7 protein-coding genes and 1 pseudogene are annotated in these 15586 nt (G+C 61.0%); 7 read left to right on the top strand and 1 reads right to left on the bottom strand.

Annotated elements, in window-relative coordinates:
• Nucleotides 1-419 precede the first annotated feature (419 nt).
• The gene (locus MTX23_RS22900) at nt 420-788 is read left to right on the top strand and encodes a hypothetical protein (RefSeq protein ID WP_280972451.1); all 369 of its coding nucleotides are present in this window, start codon (nt 420-422) and stop codon (nt 786-788) included.
• Between the two features lie 197 nt (nt 789-985).
• On the opposite strand, the pseudogene MTX23_RS22895 reads toward MTX23_RS22900, so the two are convergent.
• Nucleotides 986-1746, bottom strand: a pseudogene (locus MTX23_RS22895) (IS5 family transposase).
• A 547-nt stretch (nt 1747-2293) separates the two neighbouring features.
• Between MTX23_RS22895 and galE the strand changes: the two are divergent.
• The 6 genes from galE to MTX23_RS22865 all read left to right on the top strand — a co-directional run bounded on the left by galE (nt 2294) and on the right by MTX23_RS22865 (nt 15481).
• Nucleotides 2294-3277 (top strand): UDP-glucose 4-epimerase GalE, encoded by a 984-nt coding sequence (galE, locus tag MTX23_RS22890; RefSeq protein WP_280972450.1) that lies wholly within the window; start codon nt 2294-2296, stop codon nt 3275-3277.
• A gap of 11 nt (nt 3278-3288) precedes the next feature.
• Nucleotides 3289-4452 carry a glycosyltransferase gene (locus tag MTX23_RS22885; protein WP_280972449.1) on the top strand — a complete coding sequence of 388 codons (1164 nt, stop codon included), beginning with the start codon at nt 3289-3291 and terminating at the stop codon, nt 4450-4452.
• Entirely contained in the window at nt 4449-7388 is a 2940-nt protein-coding gene (locus tag MTX23_RS22880; RefSeq protein WP_280972448.1) for a glycosyltransferase, read from the top strand. Before MTX23_RS22885 ends, MTX23_RS22880 begins: the two co-directional genes overlap by 4 nt.
• The gene (locus MTX23_RS22875) at nt 7385-8401 is read left to right on the top strand and encodes a glycosyltransferase family 2 protein (protein ID WP_280972447.1); all 1017 of its coding nucleotides are present in this window, start codon (nt 7385-7387) and stop codon (nt 8399-8401) included. The genes MTX23_RS22880 and MTX23_RS22875 overlap by 4 nt, the downstream gene beginning before the upstream one ends.
• On the top strand, nt 8398-10209 hold the full coding sequence (locus MTX23_RS22870; RefSeq protein ID WP_280972446.1) for an ABC transporter ATP-binding protein: 1812 nt from the start codon (nt 8398-8400) through the stop codon (nt 10207-10209). Before MTX23_RS22875 ends, MTX23_RS22870 begins: the two co-directional genes overlap by 4 nt.
• Before the next feature lie 310 nt (nt 10210-10519).
• A complete protein-coding gene (locus tag MTX23_RS22865; protein WP_280972445.1) occupies nt 10520-15481 on the top strand; it encodes an Ig-like domain-containing protein in 4962 nt (1653 codons plus the stop codon).
• Nucleotides 15482-15586 lie beyond the last annotated feature (105 nt).

The raw sequence follows: 15586 nt of genomic DNA, 5'->3' as shown, positions 1-15586 counted from the left end.
GTCGGTTTGCATTATCCTCAACTTCGAACCTTGTTGAACACAGCGCAACTTGGCGTGCGCGTGATGTTGCGGAGGCACTCTGCTCGAATATTGGACAACAGCGGAGTGAGGCATGATCGCGGCTTCTATTCGACGAGTAAGAAATTCTTGTGTCGATGAGAATTCAAAATCGGTGCCAAGTGGCCGCGGCGGCGAACGACCACCACATGACGTGCTCAAAAGTCGTCGAGGCATGCGTCATTGCCTCAAAGCGGCCACATAAGGAGTGCCTACGCGACGGTGCCTTGATCCCGCGCTCGCGCCTGCACATTGTTCTTGCTCTCATCGCACGGCGGGACAGAGGATGACGCGTGCAGTGTGCCCTTCGAGCAGATCGATCCTTTGGGGGTCCCATGTCATCTAGGTTCGTTGTTGTCGCCATGGCCGGATGGCTTGCGGGCTGCTCTGCGGCTATTGCTGATCCGATGACGCTTGATTTTTCCTGGGGCGGGGCCAAAGGTTGCGTCACGCTTTTCCCGAATCCGGAATTTCATCTCCATAATGTTCCCGCAGGCGCCAAGAGCCTGTCGTTGACCCTGACCCAAGGTGTCAGGGAGATGGGTGGAGAGGAACTGCCGATTCCAGCGAACGGCATCCTGCCGTCTGGAACCTTCCGAACTTTCGGTCCGTGCAGCCCGGGTGTGTACCAATGGACGGCGCAGGCTAAATCGGCGACCGGAGAGGTTTTGTCCGAGGCGCGCAAGGCGCGTTACTATCCCTCCGATGAGCTAGCGGAACACAAGCCTTGAGCGGGATCCAGCGTTCCGTGATGATGGCATGACATCGCTTGGATTGGCAGGAACCGCTCGGGAGCCTGCCGCCGGTTATTTCTCTCATATGCTGAATCGACGGAACTCTCAGCGATTGCGCGGCCGCATCGCCGTCGCTTGATGGAACTCGACGGTTGCAGCTGCCGCAACTGCAGGCATGAATCTAGGGTTCAGACTCAATTGATCCAATAGGCGACGATGGCGGCGAGGTGCACGGCAGCCAAGAAGTTTCTGGCAAGTTTGTCGTAGCGAGTTGCGACACGCCTGAAGTCCTTGAGGCGGCAGAAACAGCGCTCGATGACGTTGCGTCCCTTATAGGCGCGTTTGTTGAAGCTGTGGAGGATGACCCTGTTGGATTTGTTTGGAATGACGGGCTTGGCACCACGATCGACGATTTCGGCGCGAAAGCCGTCGCCGTCGTATCCTTTGTCGCCGATGAGGGCAGACATGGGTGGCGCGAGTTCCAAAAGGGCCGGCGCGGCGGCAATATCTGCGTCCTGGCCTGGAGTGAGATGAAATGCGCAAGGTCTGCAATCAGGGTCGCTCAGCGCGTGGATTTTCGTGGTCCGCCCGCCGCGCGAGGAGCCGATCGCCTGTTCATGCTCCCCCCTTTTCCGCCGCTCGCCGAGCGATGCGCTTTGATCGAGGTGGAATCGATGGACAAAGTCACGCCATCCTTTCCGCAGCGGGCGAGCGCTTCAAAGATCGCCTGCCAATGTCCGCGCTTGGCCCAGCGATTAAAGCGATTGTAGATCGTCGTGTAAGGACCATAGTCGGGCGGACAATCGCGCCAGCGTGCGCCGCACTGAAGCATGTGAATGATACCGCTGATAATGCGTCGATCGTCATCGCGCGCCGGGCCAGTCTGGTTCGTTGGCAGATGCGGCTTAATCTGAGCCCACTGCTTGTCGTTCAGCCAGAACAGCCCCTTGCGCACCTAACTCCCCCGTGCCGAATCAATCCAACGCGAGGGAATCAGAAATCGCTAATTAGGTACAGACCCTAATCTGCTCAACCGGAAGCATGTGTGTGCCTTGTGATGCGGCATGCCGCGTTGACTGTCGTCGCAACTGATGCAGTGGAACTTCGGCGCACGCTGAGGACATACAGAACAGCTTGCACGATCTTCGCGCCATCGATCCGCGATCATGGAACCGAAGTGCCACAATGCATGGTGGCGTGCGCTGCTTGTCACTCATCGCGAAGAAGCCGCATTTTGAATCGATAGATTGGTAATCGAATTGGAAATGTTGCTGAGCCACTTTGAAAGAAACGATTGCGCGGGGAGTGAGGCCAATCCAGTTTCGGCGTCAAATCAGACTATCGAGTTCCAGCGTGCTCCCAGTTTCCGAAGGCCAGGCCGTCACGGTGTACGTGCGCGGAGGCCTCTCCTGGTCGCCGCGCGCGCTACGCTGCCAACGAGGTGCAAGGGCGATCGCTTGTTACGTCAGCAAGGTGAGTTGTGACCACGCCGAAGAGGCCGCATGACCAGGACAGTACTGGTCACCGGCGGTGCGGGATATGTGGGCTCTCACTGCTGCAAGGCATTCGCCAGGGCCGGTTGGAATGTTGTGGCGCTCGATAACCTCTCGCGCGGTTGGCGCGACGCGGTGCGTTGGGGGCCACTGGTGGAATGCGATGTTTGCGATCCACGCGCGGTGCGGGCGGCGCTGGAGACGCATAAGCCGGATTTGGTCGCGCATTTCGCGGCGTTCGCCTATGTTGGCGAATCAGTCGAGAACCCGGCGATCTACTACGAGAACAACACTGCCGGCACGCTAGCGCTGCTGAACGGGATGCGCGCAACAGGGTTCCGCTATATTCTGTTCTCAAGTACTTGTGCCAGTTACGGCGTCCCCCAGCACGTCCCGATCGATGAAAGCCATCCGCAGGCGCCGATCAACCCCTATGGTTGGTCGAAGATGATCATCGAGCGAATGCTGGAAGATTTTGGTCAGGCTTATGGAATCGGATCGGTGTCCCTGCGCTATTTCAACGCCGCGGGCGCGGATCCCGACGGTGAAATTGGTGAGCGGCATGAGCCGGAAACTCATGTCATCCCGCTGGCGATCGAAGCCGCGCGCCGAACCGATCGGCCATTCACAATACTAGGCACGGATTTTCCGACGGCGGACGGCAGTGCCATCAGGGACTACGTCCACGTCAACGATCTGGCGCGTGCCCACGTGCTTGCAGGCGAAATGCTGCTCGAGCGGGGTGGCACTCACGTGTTCAACCTTGGCACCGGCGTCGGCACCAGCGTGCTCGAGTTGGTCGCGGCGGTGAAGCGCGTCGCCCGCAGCGAGCCGATCGTGCGCCGTGGCGCGCGCCGGGCGGGCGATCCGGCCAGGCTCGTTGCATCGTTTGCGAAGGCCGAGCGAGACCTCGGCTGGCGGCCGCAGCAATCCGATATCGACTTTATCATCGAGACTGCACTTGAGTGGCGGGACCGTCATCCGCCGGCCTGATCCAGCAACGAATGGCCATGCTCCCTTCGATCACAGACCTGCCGCTAGGCGAGGGGGTCGCGCATGTCGCGATGACGTCGCCCGCGGACATCGCAGGAACGGAATTGCGCGAGGGCATGACCGTGTTCTGGCACGAGGATCGCCCGATCGGCCACGTGCTGATGCATAAGGGGCGGCAGATCGGCTCGCGCATTGGTCACGTCGATGCCGACTTTCTCCAGGCTATCGGGGATGAACTGCAAAGGCAGGTCAAGCCGACTGTCTCGGCAAGCGTGGTGATCTGTACACGGGACCGGCCGGAAGAACTCGCCGCGTGCCTCGCATCATTGCCGCGGCAAAGCTTTCGGCCGCGTGAGATCATCGTGGTCGATAACGCGTCACGAGATCGGCGCACGCGCGATGTCGCGTCGGCCGCGGGAGTGATCTACATACGCGAAGACCGGCCCGGGCTCGATTTCGCCCGCAATACCGGCGTGCTTCGCGCGACTGGCGACATCGTGGCCTTCACCGACGACGACGTCCTGCTTCACCCACGTTGGTTGGAGCGACTGGTGGCCGCATTCGATCAGCCGCAGATCGCCGCCGTGACAGGGCTCGTCCTTCCGGCAGAACTGGCAACCGAGGCGCAACGGCACTTCGAGACCTATTGGGGATTCGGCAAGGGTTACCTGGAGCGGGACTTCGACAGCTCATGCTTCAAGTCGCATCGCCGGGATGCGTTCCCGGCGTGGGACATCGGCGCCGGGGCCAGCATGGCATTCCGCCGCGACGTGTTTGAACGGATCGGTCTGTTCGATGAACGTCTCGACGTCGGCCAGGCAGGATGCTCCGGGGATTCGGAATATTGGTACCGCTTGCTCGTAAACGGCTACACCTGCCGCTACGCGCCTTCCTCCGTGGCGTTCCATTCTCACCGACGGACGATGGAAGGGCTCGCTAGCCAAATCTACTACTACATGCGAGGCCACGTCGCGGCGCTGCTGGTCCAGTATGAGCGAACAGCTCTTCAGGAAAACCGGGTGCGCGCGTATCTGTATCTTCCGACATGGTACTCCTACCGGCTGCTCCGCAGGGCCGTCGGACGCAAGCGCGTTGACGACCGCTTTCTCAAGGAGGAGATCGCCGGCTGCATGTCGGGATTCCGCTTTTACCACAGCAAGGGGAAGCGCGAATGATGGCCGGTTCACTTACCTCGATCGTAATCCCTGCGCGCGATGCTGAGAAAACCATCGCCAGGACGCTTGAAAGCCTGTTGGGCCAGACCGATCCTGGATGGGAAGCGCTGATCGTTGACGACGGCTCGGTCGATGTAACGCCCGCAATCATTGCCGAATATGCCGCGCGGGACAGTCGCTTCGCGTTGCTGAGGTCCGACGGGCGGGGCGTATCGACCGCGCGCAATATCGGCCTGTCCCATGCAGGCGGCGAGCGGCTTCTATTCCTCGACAGCGACGACTGGATTGACGCGCAATTTCTGCTCAAAATGAACGCGGCGTTGAATGAAAATCCCTCCGCGATCGCTGCTTGCTGTGATCATTGTCGCGTGATGCCTGATGGCGACCAGACGCCTCGCTATCGCAATGCAGCGGTTGCGGCCAATCCATTCGAAGCGTTCGCGCGCAGTTGTCCCGTTGCCGTTCACGGTGTCCTTGTCAAAAGAAGCGCAGTCATGAGGGCTGGCGGTTTTGATGCCAACCTTCGAACCTGCGAGGAATGGGATCTGTGGCAGCGGATCGCGCGAACCGGCGGCAACTGGATACATGTCGATGAGTTGCTCAGTTACTATTGGTCGAGCGAGCATTCGTTGTCCAGCGACGTCCAGCAAATGCTGGCTGACGGGAATGCTGTTATTGCTCGTGGATTCTCTACTGATCGACGGGTGGAGAATGCGGCGCCGGAGCATCAGAACGGTGCGTCAGCCGCTTTCGGCAGGTCACAAGCGGCAGCGCATGCCTATTTCGCGCTTTGGTGCTGCGGCATCGACTGCGCTCGAGGGAATAGGAGCGGCCTTTCACGAGCGGTGCTTGCCGATATACCGCAATCGACAACCGCGGCCGATCAGATTGCTTATAGCTTGCTGGACTCAGTCTCAGTCGGGGCTCGTGCAACGCCGGCGAGATTGGCTGGTCGCTGGCGGGAGTTTGGCGAGCATGTGACCGAGCTGATCACTGCAATCGGGAAAGTCTGGAGTGATCCGGCAGAAGCTCGAAAGATCCAGTATCGGTTCGAGCGCATCCTGCTGGACTATGATGACCTCTCGGCGCCGCGCGAACTTGCCCTGACACTGGGTCTCCGCGTCGACCTTCAGCGGCTTCCCGCGTTTTACCCGCCCCGTCATGTCGACCGGCTCTACATCTACATGTGCGATGGACAGCAGGTCTTGGCCTTGCTCGATGTTGGATTGATCGGAGCGGTGGATTTCGAATTCTGGGTGAAGCTGATTCGCGAACACCTCGCCCATTTGCCTATGGGCAGGGGCTGGCGACTTCGACATCTGAGCCGGCCCGCCAGGCTGATAAGGCGAGTTCGGAGGCCTGCGCGGAGCGAGCCGGATAGCCACCGGCACCGGCTGCAGGTGTTGCAGGAACGCATAGCGAGCGAAGCCAAATCGCGCTCTGTGCCCAGCGCGCTGGTACCGGGCATGGGCAGCAGTGAGAGCCATGCTGTCGAAGGAGGTCCATGCGACATTGGACGTGAGGTGTTCTGGGAGAGGTTCTTTCAAAGAGAGGATCCATGGAACTACGGCTCGCCCTACGAGCAGGAGAAGTACCGTCGGCAACTGGAGTTATTGCCGCCTGAGCCACCGCAACGTGCGTTCGAGCTGGCTTGCGCGGAAGGGCATTTCAGCCGGCAGCTGGCGCCGAAGGTCGGGCACCTCCTGGCATCCGATATTTCATCGACCGCGCTCGCTCGGGCTCGCTTGCGATGTGACGGAATCTGCAACGTGGATTTCGCCAAGCTTGATCTATCGGCCGACCGTCTCCCCGATGCGATGGATCTCATCTGTTGCTCCGAGGCGCTTTATTACCTGGATGACGAAGCGGAACTGGCGCGCGTTGCGCAGAGGATCGCGCGAGCCTTGCGTCCCGGCGGGCATCTCATCACTGCGCACAGTTACGTCCTGAAGGACGATACGTCTCGCACCGGATTCGATTGGGAAAATCCGTACGGAGCTGAGACGATTGCGCGGGTGATGGGAAAGTTGCCCGAGCTCGCGCTTGAGGCATCGATACAGACCGAGCTCTATCGCGTCGATCGCTACCGGCGCCTTGCGCCTGACGAGGTTGCGCCCGAGCCGCAGGTGACGGTTGCGCAAATTGATGCGCCTATCGAAAGGGAGGTCGCGCGATTTGTCGTGCGGAATGGCGCCATCAGGCGGCGATCGGAAGTCCTGCAATCGGAAAGACGCTCGCTCGTTCCGGTCCTGATGTACCATCGAGTCGCAACCGATGGGCCGGAGCAGCTTGCGCGCTATCGTGTCGATCCGGATGCCTTTGCCGCGCAGATGTTGTGGTTACGGAGAAATGGCTACCACACAATCAACTCGGAGCAGCTGGCATGGTTTGTGGCCAACAACCACCCGTTTGAAGGCAGGCCGCTGCTGATCACCTTCGACGACGGATATCAGGATTTTGCCGAACAGGCGTGGCCCATACTGAAAGCCAATGACCTCTCCGCGGAAGTGTTCATTGTCACTGATCTGGTCGGCGCGCGAGCCGAGTGGGACGCACCGTTCGGAACGCCGGCGCCGCTGATGGATGCCGGCAGGATCATTGCGCTTGCCGGCGAAGGCGCGATGTTTGGCAGTCACCTCGCGCGCCATCCTCGCAGCGACAGGCTTTCAAGCTCGGAACTTGCCGAAGAATTACTGCGGTCACGAATCCAGCTCGAGACCTGGCTGGAGCGCCCGACGACGTCGCTTGCGGCTCCTTTTGGATGCACCGACCAGCGGCTCAGAATTCTCGCGGCGGAGTGCGGCTATAAGGCCATATTCAACACGGTCGACCGGGCCGCCAGGCTGCAGGATAACTTGCTCGACCTTCCGCGCATCGAGGTGAGGGGCGACCAAAATCTGGAGGCATTTGTGCACTGCTTGGAGCGGTATCAATGAGTACAGGTACGTGTCTGGTCAGTGTCGTCATTCCAGCGTTCAACGCCGAGGCGACGATCGACGAGACGCTTCGCAGCGTCCGGTCGCAGTCGCATGAGCGGCTCGAGATCATCGTGGTGGACGATGGATCCACAGACGACACGCTCGCGGTCGCGGAGCGGCATGCGGACCGCGATCCGCGTATCACGATCCTCAGGCAGGCTAACGCCGGTGTGGCGGCCGCTCGTAATGCCGGGTGGCAGGCCGCGCGTGCGGAATTCATCGCGTTCATCGACGCCGATGATCTGTGGGCGCCGGGCAAGATCGAGCGGCAGCTCCAGGCCATGATTGACGGGGGAGAGAAAACGGGCCTCGTCTACAGCTGGTACGCCTGGATCGACGCGAAGAGCCGCGTGAGCGTGAAATCCGATCCCGTGTTTCATGCCGGCGACGTGCTGGACTATCTGTTCGAGGGCAATTTCATCGGCAACGGAAGTGCGGCGATGGTCCGCAGAGAGGCCTTGATCGCGGCGCGCGGATTCGAGAGCGGCCTGCGGGCATCGGGCGCTCAGGGTTGCGAAGATCTGCTGTTTTATTGCCGCGTCGCGGAAAGCTATCACTTCGCGGTGGTTCCCGAATATGAGATCGGCTACCGCTATCTGCCGAATAACATGTCCAGTGACATGACGCGGATGTTCCGCTCCTGGATGCTGGTTGCCGATGAGATGGCGGCTCGACATCCCGATCGCATTGCCTTGCTGGATCGCGGAATCAGCAATTACGCCCGGTGGCTGCTTCGAAGAGCGTTGACTGGTGGTCGTGTGGGTTACTTTGCACCGGTCTTCATGCTGCTGTTCGGGCGAAATCCCGCGCTGGCGGTCAAGGTCGCTGTGCTTGACCTGCCGCGGGACATCGTCTCCGCGGTGTGGTGGACGGTCCGCAGCCTGCGGCACAGAAAGCTCCGACGGCCATCGCCGTCGTTCCTGATCGGTGATCCCAGTCAATCCCGATGGCAGAAAACACAGACGATATGAAGAGGCAGAGAGCCGCGCGGCGCGCGGCATTGGCCGAACTGTGGCGGCTCCTCAAGGTGGCACCGTTGCCGCGTTGGGCGACGCCGCTGCTGATCGTCCTTGGCGTGGCGTCATCGCTGGCCGAGACGGTCGGGATCACGCTGGTGCTGCTCTTCTTCTATCTTGCGATGGGGCAGGTGGAACTCGCGACGTCGACGAGCGGCATTCTGGGCGAAGCGCTCCGGCATGCGACCAGCTGGTTTCACAGCTCGACTGAGACCGCTCTGGTGGTGCTTCTTCTCATCATTGTGCGCGGCGCGCTGGCCTTCGCCAATACGCTGATCAGCGCCCATGTCGGCGAGCAGATCAATGAAGTCGCGCGCAACCGCGTCCATCTGCAATATCTGTCGACCTCATATTCGTTCTTTCAGCGCCATGACGAAGCCTACCTGATGGAGGTTCTTGGGACCGAGACATGGTTGATCTCCGGAGCCTACAGCAACCTGACCCGCATCATCGTCAGCTCCTGCTCGATCGTTCTCTTCCTGTCGTTTCTTCTTGCGCTTTCGGTGAAGATTACGGTGATGGCAATCGCGGCATCGATGGCCGTATCCGCCGGGATGCGTCACCTTTCCAGGCCGATGCAGGAACTCGGCAGCGGAGTGAAGCTGGTTCACCAGAGACTGGGAGAGCACATGCTGATGACCCTTCAGGGCATGCGGACGATCCGTGCGTATGGCCAGGAGAAGGTGCACCAGGAGCGTTTCGAGGGTGCGTCGGCGGAGGCGCGCCGGGTCGCGCTGGGACTCGCGCGCCTGTCCGCGCTGGTGTCTCCGCTTACGGAAGTGGGATACCTTGTGGTGCTCTGCCTCGTCATCGCGTCCGCCAATATGTGGGGAATCGGGTTTGCGACCAGTCTTACAGCGGTTGCCTTGCTCTATCGGTTGCAGCCGCATATGCGCGAGCTGGAGACCAGCCTGCTGTACATGGCGCAGATCGAACCGCAGCTGCGCTCCATCCGCCTGATGCTGGCGAAGGACGACAAGGAATATCCGAAGCCCGGACACCTTGCGATCGACAGGCTGGGCGACAGGATCTCGTTTCGCAACGTCACCTTCCGCTACGATGCAGGATCCGATCCGGCGCTTCGCGACGTCTCCTTTGACATTCCGGCAGGCAAGATCACCGCGCTCGTTGGTGCGAGCGGGGCGGGCAAGACCACGATCGTGAACCTTCTGCTCGGTCTTTATTCGGCGACCGAGGGATGCATCCTTGTCGATGGTCGCCCCATTGAGGATCTCCGCCGACCGGAATGGCTTGGCCTGCTCGCGATTGCCGGCCAGGACGTCGACCTCGTCGAAGGCACGGTGATCGACAATGTGCGCATGTCCAAGAACGACGCGTCGGAGGCGGAGATTTTGCACGCGTTGCGCGTCGCAGGTATTTCGGAAATCGTTGAGGCGTTGCCCGACAAGTACGACTCCTGGATCGGGCAGCACGGCACGCGCTTTTCGGGCGGACAACGCCAGCGCCTTGGCCTTGCCCGCGCGATCGTACGCAAGCCTGAGTTCCTGATTCTTGACGAGGCCATGAGCGCTCTCGATCGCTCGTTGGAGGACAGTGTCAAGCGCGCCATCCAGCAGCAGCTCAACGGCCGGACCTTGCTGCTCATTACCCACCGGCTGGAGTCGGTGCTCGACGCGGATCACGTGGTGTGCCTCGAGGGTGGCCGGGTCTGCGCGGAAGGGCCCCCGGCGAAGCTGCTGGCGGACTCCAGCAATCTCTTTTCTCGAAACCTTCGCTTGGGAGCCGTCCGGGCGGTGCGCTGAGCTGACCGTCGCGCGGCAGTCTAGCTAGCGGATCATGAGGTTGAAAGTTCCGCGGCCATGCGCGTTGGACACTGCGCGGTCATTTCCTCACCCTTAGCACTACGGGTTAGATCAAGGCTGAGAGCTCGGTACCGAGCGTGGCGTGATCCGCGCGCTTGTTGAGCGCGTTGTTCCCAAAGAGGAACTTCTCGCAACTCATGCGCACGTGAGTCCGTGAATTCACGCGCATGCTTCAATTTGTTTCGAAGTTCGTAAACCCACTTGAACGCCTTCGTGATGGGTGTGAGTGCAAAGGAGCACAGTAGCCATCATGACAGTAAACTCAACCTACGCGAGTGTTATCGTCGGAAGTTCCGGATCAGACATTCTCTTCGGAGGCACTGGAAACGATCTTCTCACCGGCGGAGCCGGCAACGACATCTTCGCTATTTCGAAGGGGTATGGCTCTGACACGATCAGCGACTTTCAGGCCGGCGTCGGCGGTGATGTCCTGCGGGTTCAGAACTACGGGTTTCCGACCTTCGCAAGCTTTCTTGCCGCCGCCAGGCAGGTGGGAACCGACACGGTCGTCACCCTGTCCAGCACCGAAACCCTGACGTTGCAGAACGTCTCGCTTTCCTCGCTTGTCGCCTCCAATGTCGTGCTCGACAATCCGCTTCAGGGCAGCGCAGCGCCGAACACGGCGGCGCTCACGGTCCAGGCCGGCGGCACGCTGACCGGCAGTGCGATGAACGACTCCCTGCAGGCGCTCGGAACCGGCGTCACCCTGATCGGAGGTGCGGGCGACGACACCTACTTCATGTACGACCACAACACCAAGGTGGTCGAACAGCCCGGCCAGGGCATCGATACGATCAACGACGGGATGATCGACGGCTACAGCCTCGTCAATGCGCCCAATGTCGAGAATCTGATTTTGGGGGGCAGCTACTCATCGCCTGCGACCGGCAACGATCTCGACAACATCATCATCGGCAATGCCGGCAACAACATCATCGATGGCGGCAAGGGTAATGACGTGCTCAACGGCGGCGGCGGCATCGACACCTTTGTCATTGCTGTCGGCAACGGCAACGATGTTATCACCGATTTCAAGACCGGCGCCGGCGGCGACATCCTGCAACTCAATGGCACCGGCTTCCACACGCTGTCCGACGTCACCGCCGCGATGAGGCAGGTCGGCACCGATACCGTCCTCACGCTCAGCAGCGGCGAAACCATCAGGATGAACAATGCCAAGGTCGGGGATTTCACGGCGGCCAACATCAATATCGTCGAGCCGCGCACTGACATGGTGCAGACCTTCAACGACGATTTCAACACGCTCTCAGTGGGCCAGGACCCGCACCTGACATGGCGCACGAGCTATGCCTGGAGCGGCCCAGCGAGTTACTCGCTCTCGGGTGAGCAGGAGGTCTATGTCGACCCGGGCTTTTCGGGATTGCCGGGAAGCCAGGCGTCAGCGCCGCTCGGCCTCAACCCATTCTCGATCCAGGACGGCCATCTCGTCATCACCGCGCAGCCGCTGCCCGCGAGCGATGCGCCGTATGTCGGCAATCACCAGTTCTCGTCGGGCATGATCTCGAGCCAGAACAGCTTCGCCCAGACCTACGGCTATTTTCAAATGACGGCTACGCTGTCCGGCACGCCTGGCGCATGGCCTGCGTTCTGGATGCTGCCCACCAATCCGCACGGTCTCGCCACGGAGCTCGACGTGCTCGAAGCGCTCGGCACGCATCCCGATCAGTCGCATTGGGGTTTCCGGTCCTCGACCACACCTGCCCAGGGATATTGGGCGAATACCGCCGATCTGACCGCTGGCCAGCATACTTTCGCGGTCGAATGGACGCCGTACACCTTGACCTATTTCGTTGACGGTGCGGAGGTGGGGCAGGTGGCCACACCCTCCGACATGAACACGGCGATGTACATGATCGCCAACCTTGCCATGGGCGGGAGCTGGGCCGGCAATGCCGCCCCAGACGCGACGGCGAGCGTATCGATCGATTCCATTACCGCATATCAGCTGCCGGAATACACGCTGGCGAACTATACGTTGCTCGCCAGCGGTGCGCCGACCAACACGATCACCGGAACCGCGGGCGCGGACACCCTGACCGGCACATCGGGCAACGATTTGATCGACGGAGCGGGGAGCGCTGACACCATGAGCGGCGGCGCCGGCGACGACACCTATATCGTCTCCGACCCGAACGCCAAGGTCGTCGAAAGCTATGGTGGCGGCATTGACACGGTGAAATCATCGGTCACCTACACGCTTCCTGACTATGTCGAGAACCTGACGCTTACCGGTTCAGCTGCGATCAACGCTACCGGTAACTCGCAGTCCAACATCATCATCGGCAATGATGCCGCGAACGTCATCACCGGCGGGCTCGGCAATGACATCCTGACCGGTGGCGGCGGCGCGGATACGTTCGTCTTCAATGCCGGGGACGGTTCGGACATCATCACCGATTTCGCCCCGGGTTCGGGGGCAGGGCATGACGTCATCCAGCTCAACGGCTTTGCCTTCACCTCGTTCAGCGACATCCAGGCGGCGATGACCCAGGTCGGGAACGACGTCTATCTGGCGCTGACGAGCCAGGACACTCTTGTCTTGCGCAACACCACGATCTCGTCGTTGACCAGCGACGATTTCCAGCTTCCTGGTTCGCTCCCGGTCGGCGGCCTGATCACATCCTGGATCAACGGAAGCACCGGCAGCCATACGATCTATGGGACCTCGGCCAACGACAAGATCACCGCGTTCAACTACGATGACACGATGGTCGGATGGACCGGTGACGACACCTACGTCGTCAACAACCCGAACCAGAAGATCATCGAGAATCCCGGCGGCGGCATCGACAGTGTCGAAGCCTGGACTTCCTATACTCTGCCGGACAACGTCGAAAACCTGACCATGATGATGGGCGGGCTCACCGGCACTGGCAATCAACTGGCCAACCGTATCGTGGGCTCAAGCGGCGACGACGTCCTCAACGGCGGCGGCGGCAACGACTGGATTTTCGGAGGCGCGGGGAATGACACCTTCGTCTACACCCCGGGCAGTGGCTATGTCACGATCGCTGATTTCCATCCTCTGACCAGCACCAGTACCGAGCACGACAAGCTCTCGCTGAAAGGTTACGATGCCTCCGCCTACCTGACCAATGTCGGTGACGTCTGGACCGTCCACTATGCGAGAGGAACGGACACGCTGCACCTTGTCGGCGTCACCCAGCTGACGGCGTCGGACGTCGCATTCGTCACCGACTGGAACACGCCGATGACGATGACGGAGCTGGCGGCTCCAACCGCTTCGTTCTCAGCCGATAGCGGTGTGACCGCCTCCGGCCTTACCGCCGCAAATCACCTGACTCTGACCGGAAGTGCCCAGGCCGGCGTCACCGTCGAAGTCTTTGACCAGGCGCCCCTCGTCGGGACTGTGGTCGCCGACGCAACCGGCGCCTGGTCGTTCGCGACGACAATGCTGGCCGACGGCGGCCACGTCTTCACTGCCAAGGCCGCGGATGCCATCGGCAATCTCAGCGCTGCCTCTGTCGCGTTGAATGTGACGGTCGATACGCAGCCACCCCTGGCCCCCAATTTGGTCTCGGCCACGCTTGCCTCTGGCAGCATCACTGCCTCCGGCTCGGCGGAAGCCGGAAGCACGGTCAAATTGTATGACGGGACGGTGTTGCTGGGCACCACGGTCGCGGCATCCAACGGTACGTGGAGCGTCAGCACCGGTGCGCTCGCTGGCGGCGTGCACGAGCTCTCCGCAACCGCGACCGACGAAGTCGGCAATCAGAGCCGGTCCTCCAATGTCCTGGCGGAGGTGGTCGGTACGACGATCGAGTCGATCGGAACGACGTCATTCACCAGGGTCGGAAGCGACTATTACATGTCGATTGCAGACGCCGCGATACTGCTGAAGTATGCCGGCGCGGCGGTCACCGCGGGAGAGTTCGGCACATGGTCGCCGGTTGCCGCGGAGGCGACCGCGAGCGGCTATGACGTCGCCTGGAAGGATTCCGTGAGCGGGCAGTACGCCGTCTGGACCACCGACAGCAATGGCAACTTCGCGTCCAAGATCCTGAGCAATGTGTCGGGAACCAGTTCGTCGTTTGAATCGATCGAGCCGGTCTTCCACCAGGACCTGAATGGTGATGGCGTGATCGGTGTCCCGCCGGTCAGCTCGACGCCGATCTCAACGACGTCGATCGAAGCATCCGGTGCAACCAGTCTGGACAAGCTTGGAAACAACTACTTGCTGGACGCGATCGGCGGCAGCCAGGGACCAACATTGAAGTACGCCGGTGCCGCCGTCGTCGCCGGGCAATTCGGCACCTGGTCGCCGATTGGCGCGGAAGCGACGTCGGGCGGCTACTACGTGGCCTGGAAGGATTCCGTCAGCGGGCAGTACGCGGCCTGGAGCACCGACAGCAACGGCAACTTCGCGTCCAAGATCATCAACAACGTGTCCGGAAGCGACGCGTCACTCAAGTCAGTCGAGGCCGTCTTCCACCAGGACCTCAACGGTGACGGCGTGGTCAACACGCCATCAACGGTGCTCGACATCTCCGGAAATATCATCCTGACCTTGGGCAATATGAGCCAGCCGGCCACGATCGAGGCCGGTGCCAAGCTCGAACTGACCGGTGCGGTTTCCGGATCGATCACCTTCAATGCCGCAACCGGCACGCTGGTGCTCGATCACGCGTCACAGTTTACCGGAAAGCTGATCCATCTGAGCGGCGACGGGACCGCGTCCAATTCGAACCAGATCGACCTGAAGGACATTGCTTTCGGGGCTGGAACGTCCGCGTCCTATTCAGGAGATACAACCGGCGGCGTGCTGACCGTTGCCGATGCCCAAAACCACACGGCACACCTCTCGCTGGTCGGCGACTACACGCACTCGACGTTCAATCTTTCGAACGACGGAAGCGGCGGCACGTTGGTGATCGATCCGCCCATGGATGGATTTGATTTCGGCTCGGTTTCGACGCCGCAACAACGGACGCCGGTCCCACAAGCTCCGATAGCCGCGCGGATGGCGGGCGACAGCTTTGCCTTTGATCGCGCCGGTTCATCGGCAAGCGCGGCCGATTTCAATCTTGAACCCGTCAACCATCCAGCGATGCCGCAGCTCGACAGCCTCCGTTCAGCCTTGCCGGCGACCGACCATGTCCAGCCCCTCCACGTTGCGATATCGCCGGATGTTCATCTCGCGGAGTTTCACAACTTCATGCTTCACCAATAGAGTTCGCGAGACCCTCGACAATCGACGCCCGGACCACCGGTTGAAATTGCGGAAGGTCCGGTTGCCGACTGCGCAGATGTCGGGACGTTCTGGGAGCGGTCCTGG

The organism is Bradyrhizobium sp. ISRA436 (assembly GCF_029910015.1).
In the GTDB taxonomy this organism is placed as follows: Bacteria; Pseudomonadota; Alphaproteobacteria; order Rhizobiales; family Xanthobacteraceae; genus Bradyrhizobium.
The sequence above is the reverse complement of the archived record's forward strand: the minus strand, read 5'-3'. Positions and strand labels throughout refer to the sequence as shown.

Coding starts and splice junctions, on each gene's coding strand:
- MTX23_RS22900 (WP_280972451.1), top strand. CDS start 420: ATGGCCGGATGGCTTGCGGGCTGCTCTGCGGCTATTGCTGATCCGATG.
- galE (WP_280972450.1), top strand. CDS start 2,294: ATGACCAGGACAGTACTGGTCACCGGCGGTGCGGGATATGTGGGCTCT.
- MTX23_RS22885 (WP_280972449.1), top strand. CDS start 3,289: ATGGCCATGCTCCCTTCGATCACAGACCTGCCGCTAGGCGAGGGGGTC.
- MTX23_RS22880 (WP_280972448.1), top strand. CDS start 4,449: ATGATGGCCGGTTCACTTACCTCGATCGTAATCCCTGCGCGCGATGCT.
- MTX23_RS22875 (WP_280972447.1), top strand. CDS start 7,385: ATGAGTACAGGTACGTGTCTGGTCAGTGTCGTCATTCCAGCGTTCAAC.
- MTX23_RS22870 (WP_280972446.1), top strand. CDS start 8,398: ATGAAGAGGCAGAGAGCCGCGCGGCGCGCGGCATTGGCCGAACTGTGG.
- MTX23_RS22865 (WP_280972445.1), top strand. CDS start 10,520: ATGACAGTAAACTCAACCTACGCGAGTGTTATCGTCGGAAGTTCCGGA.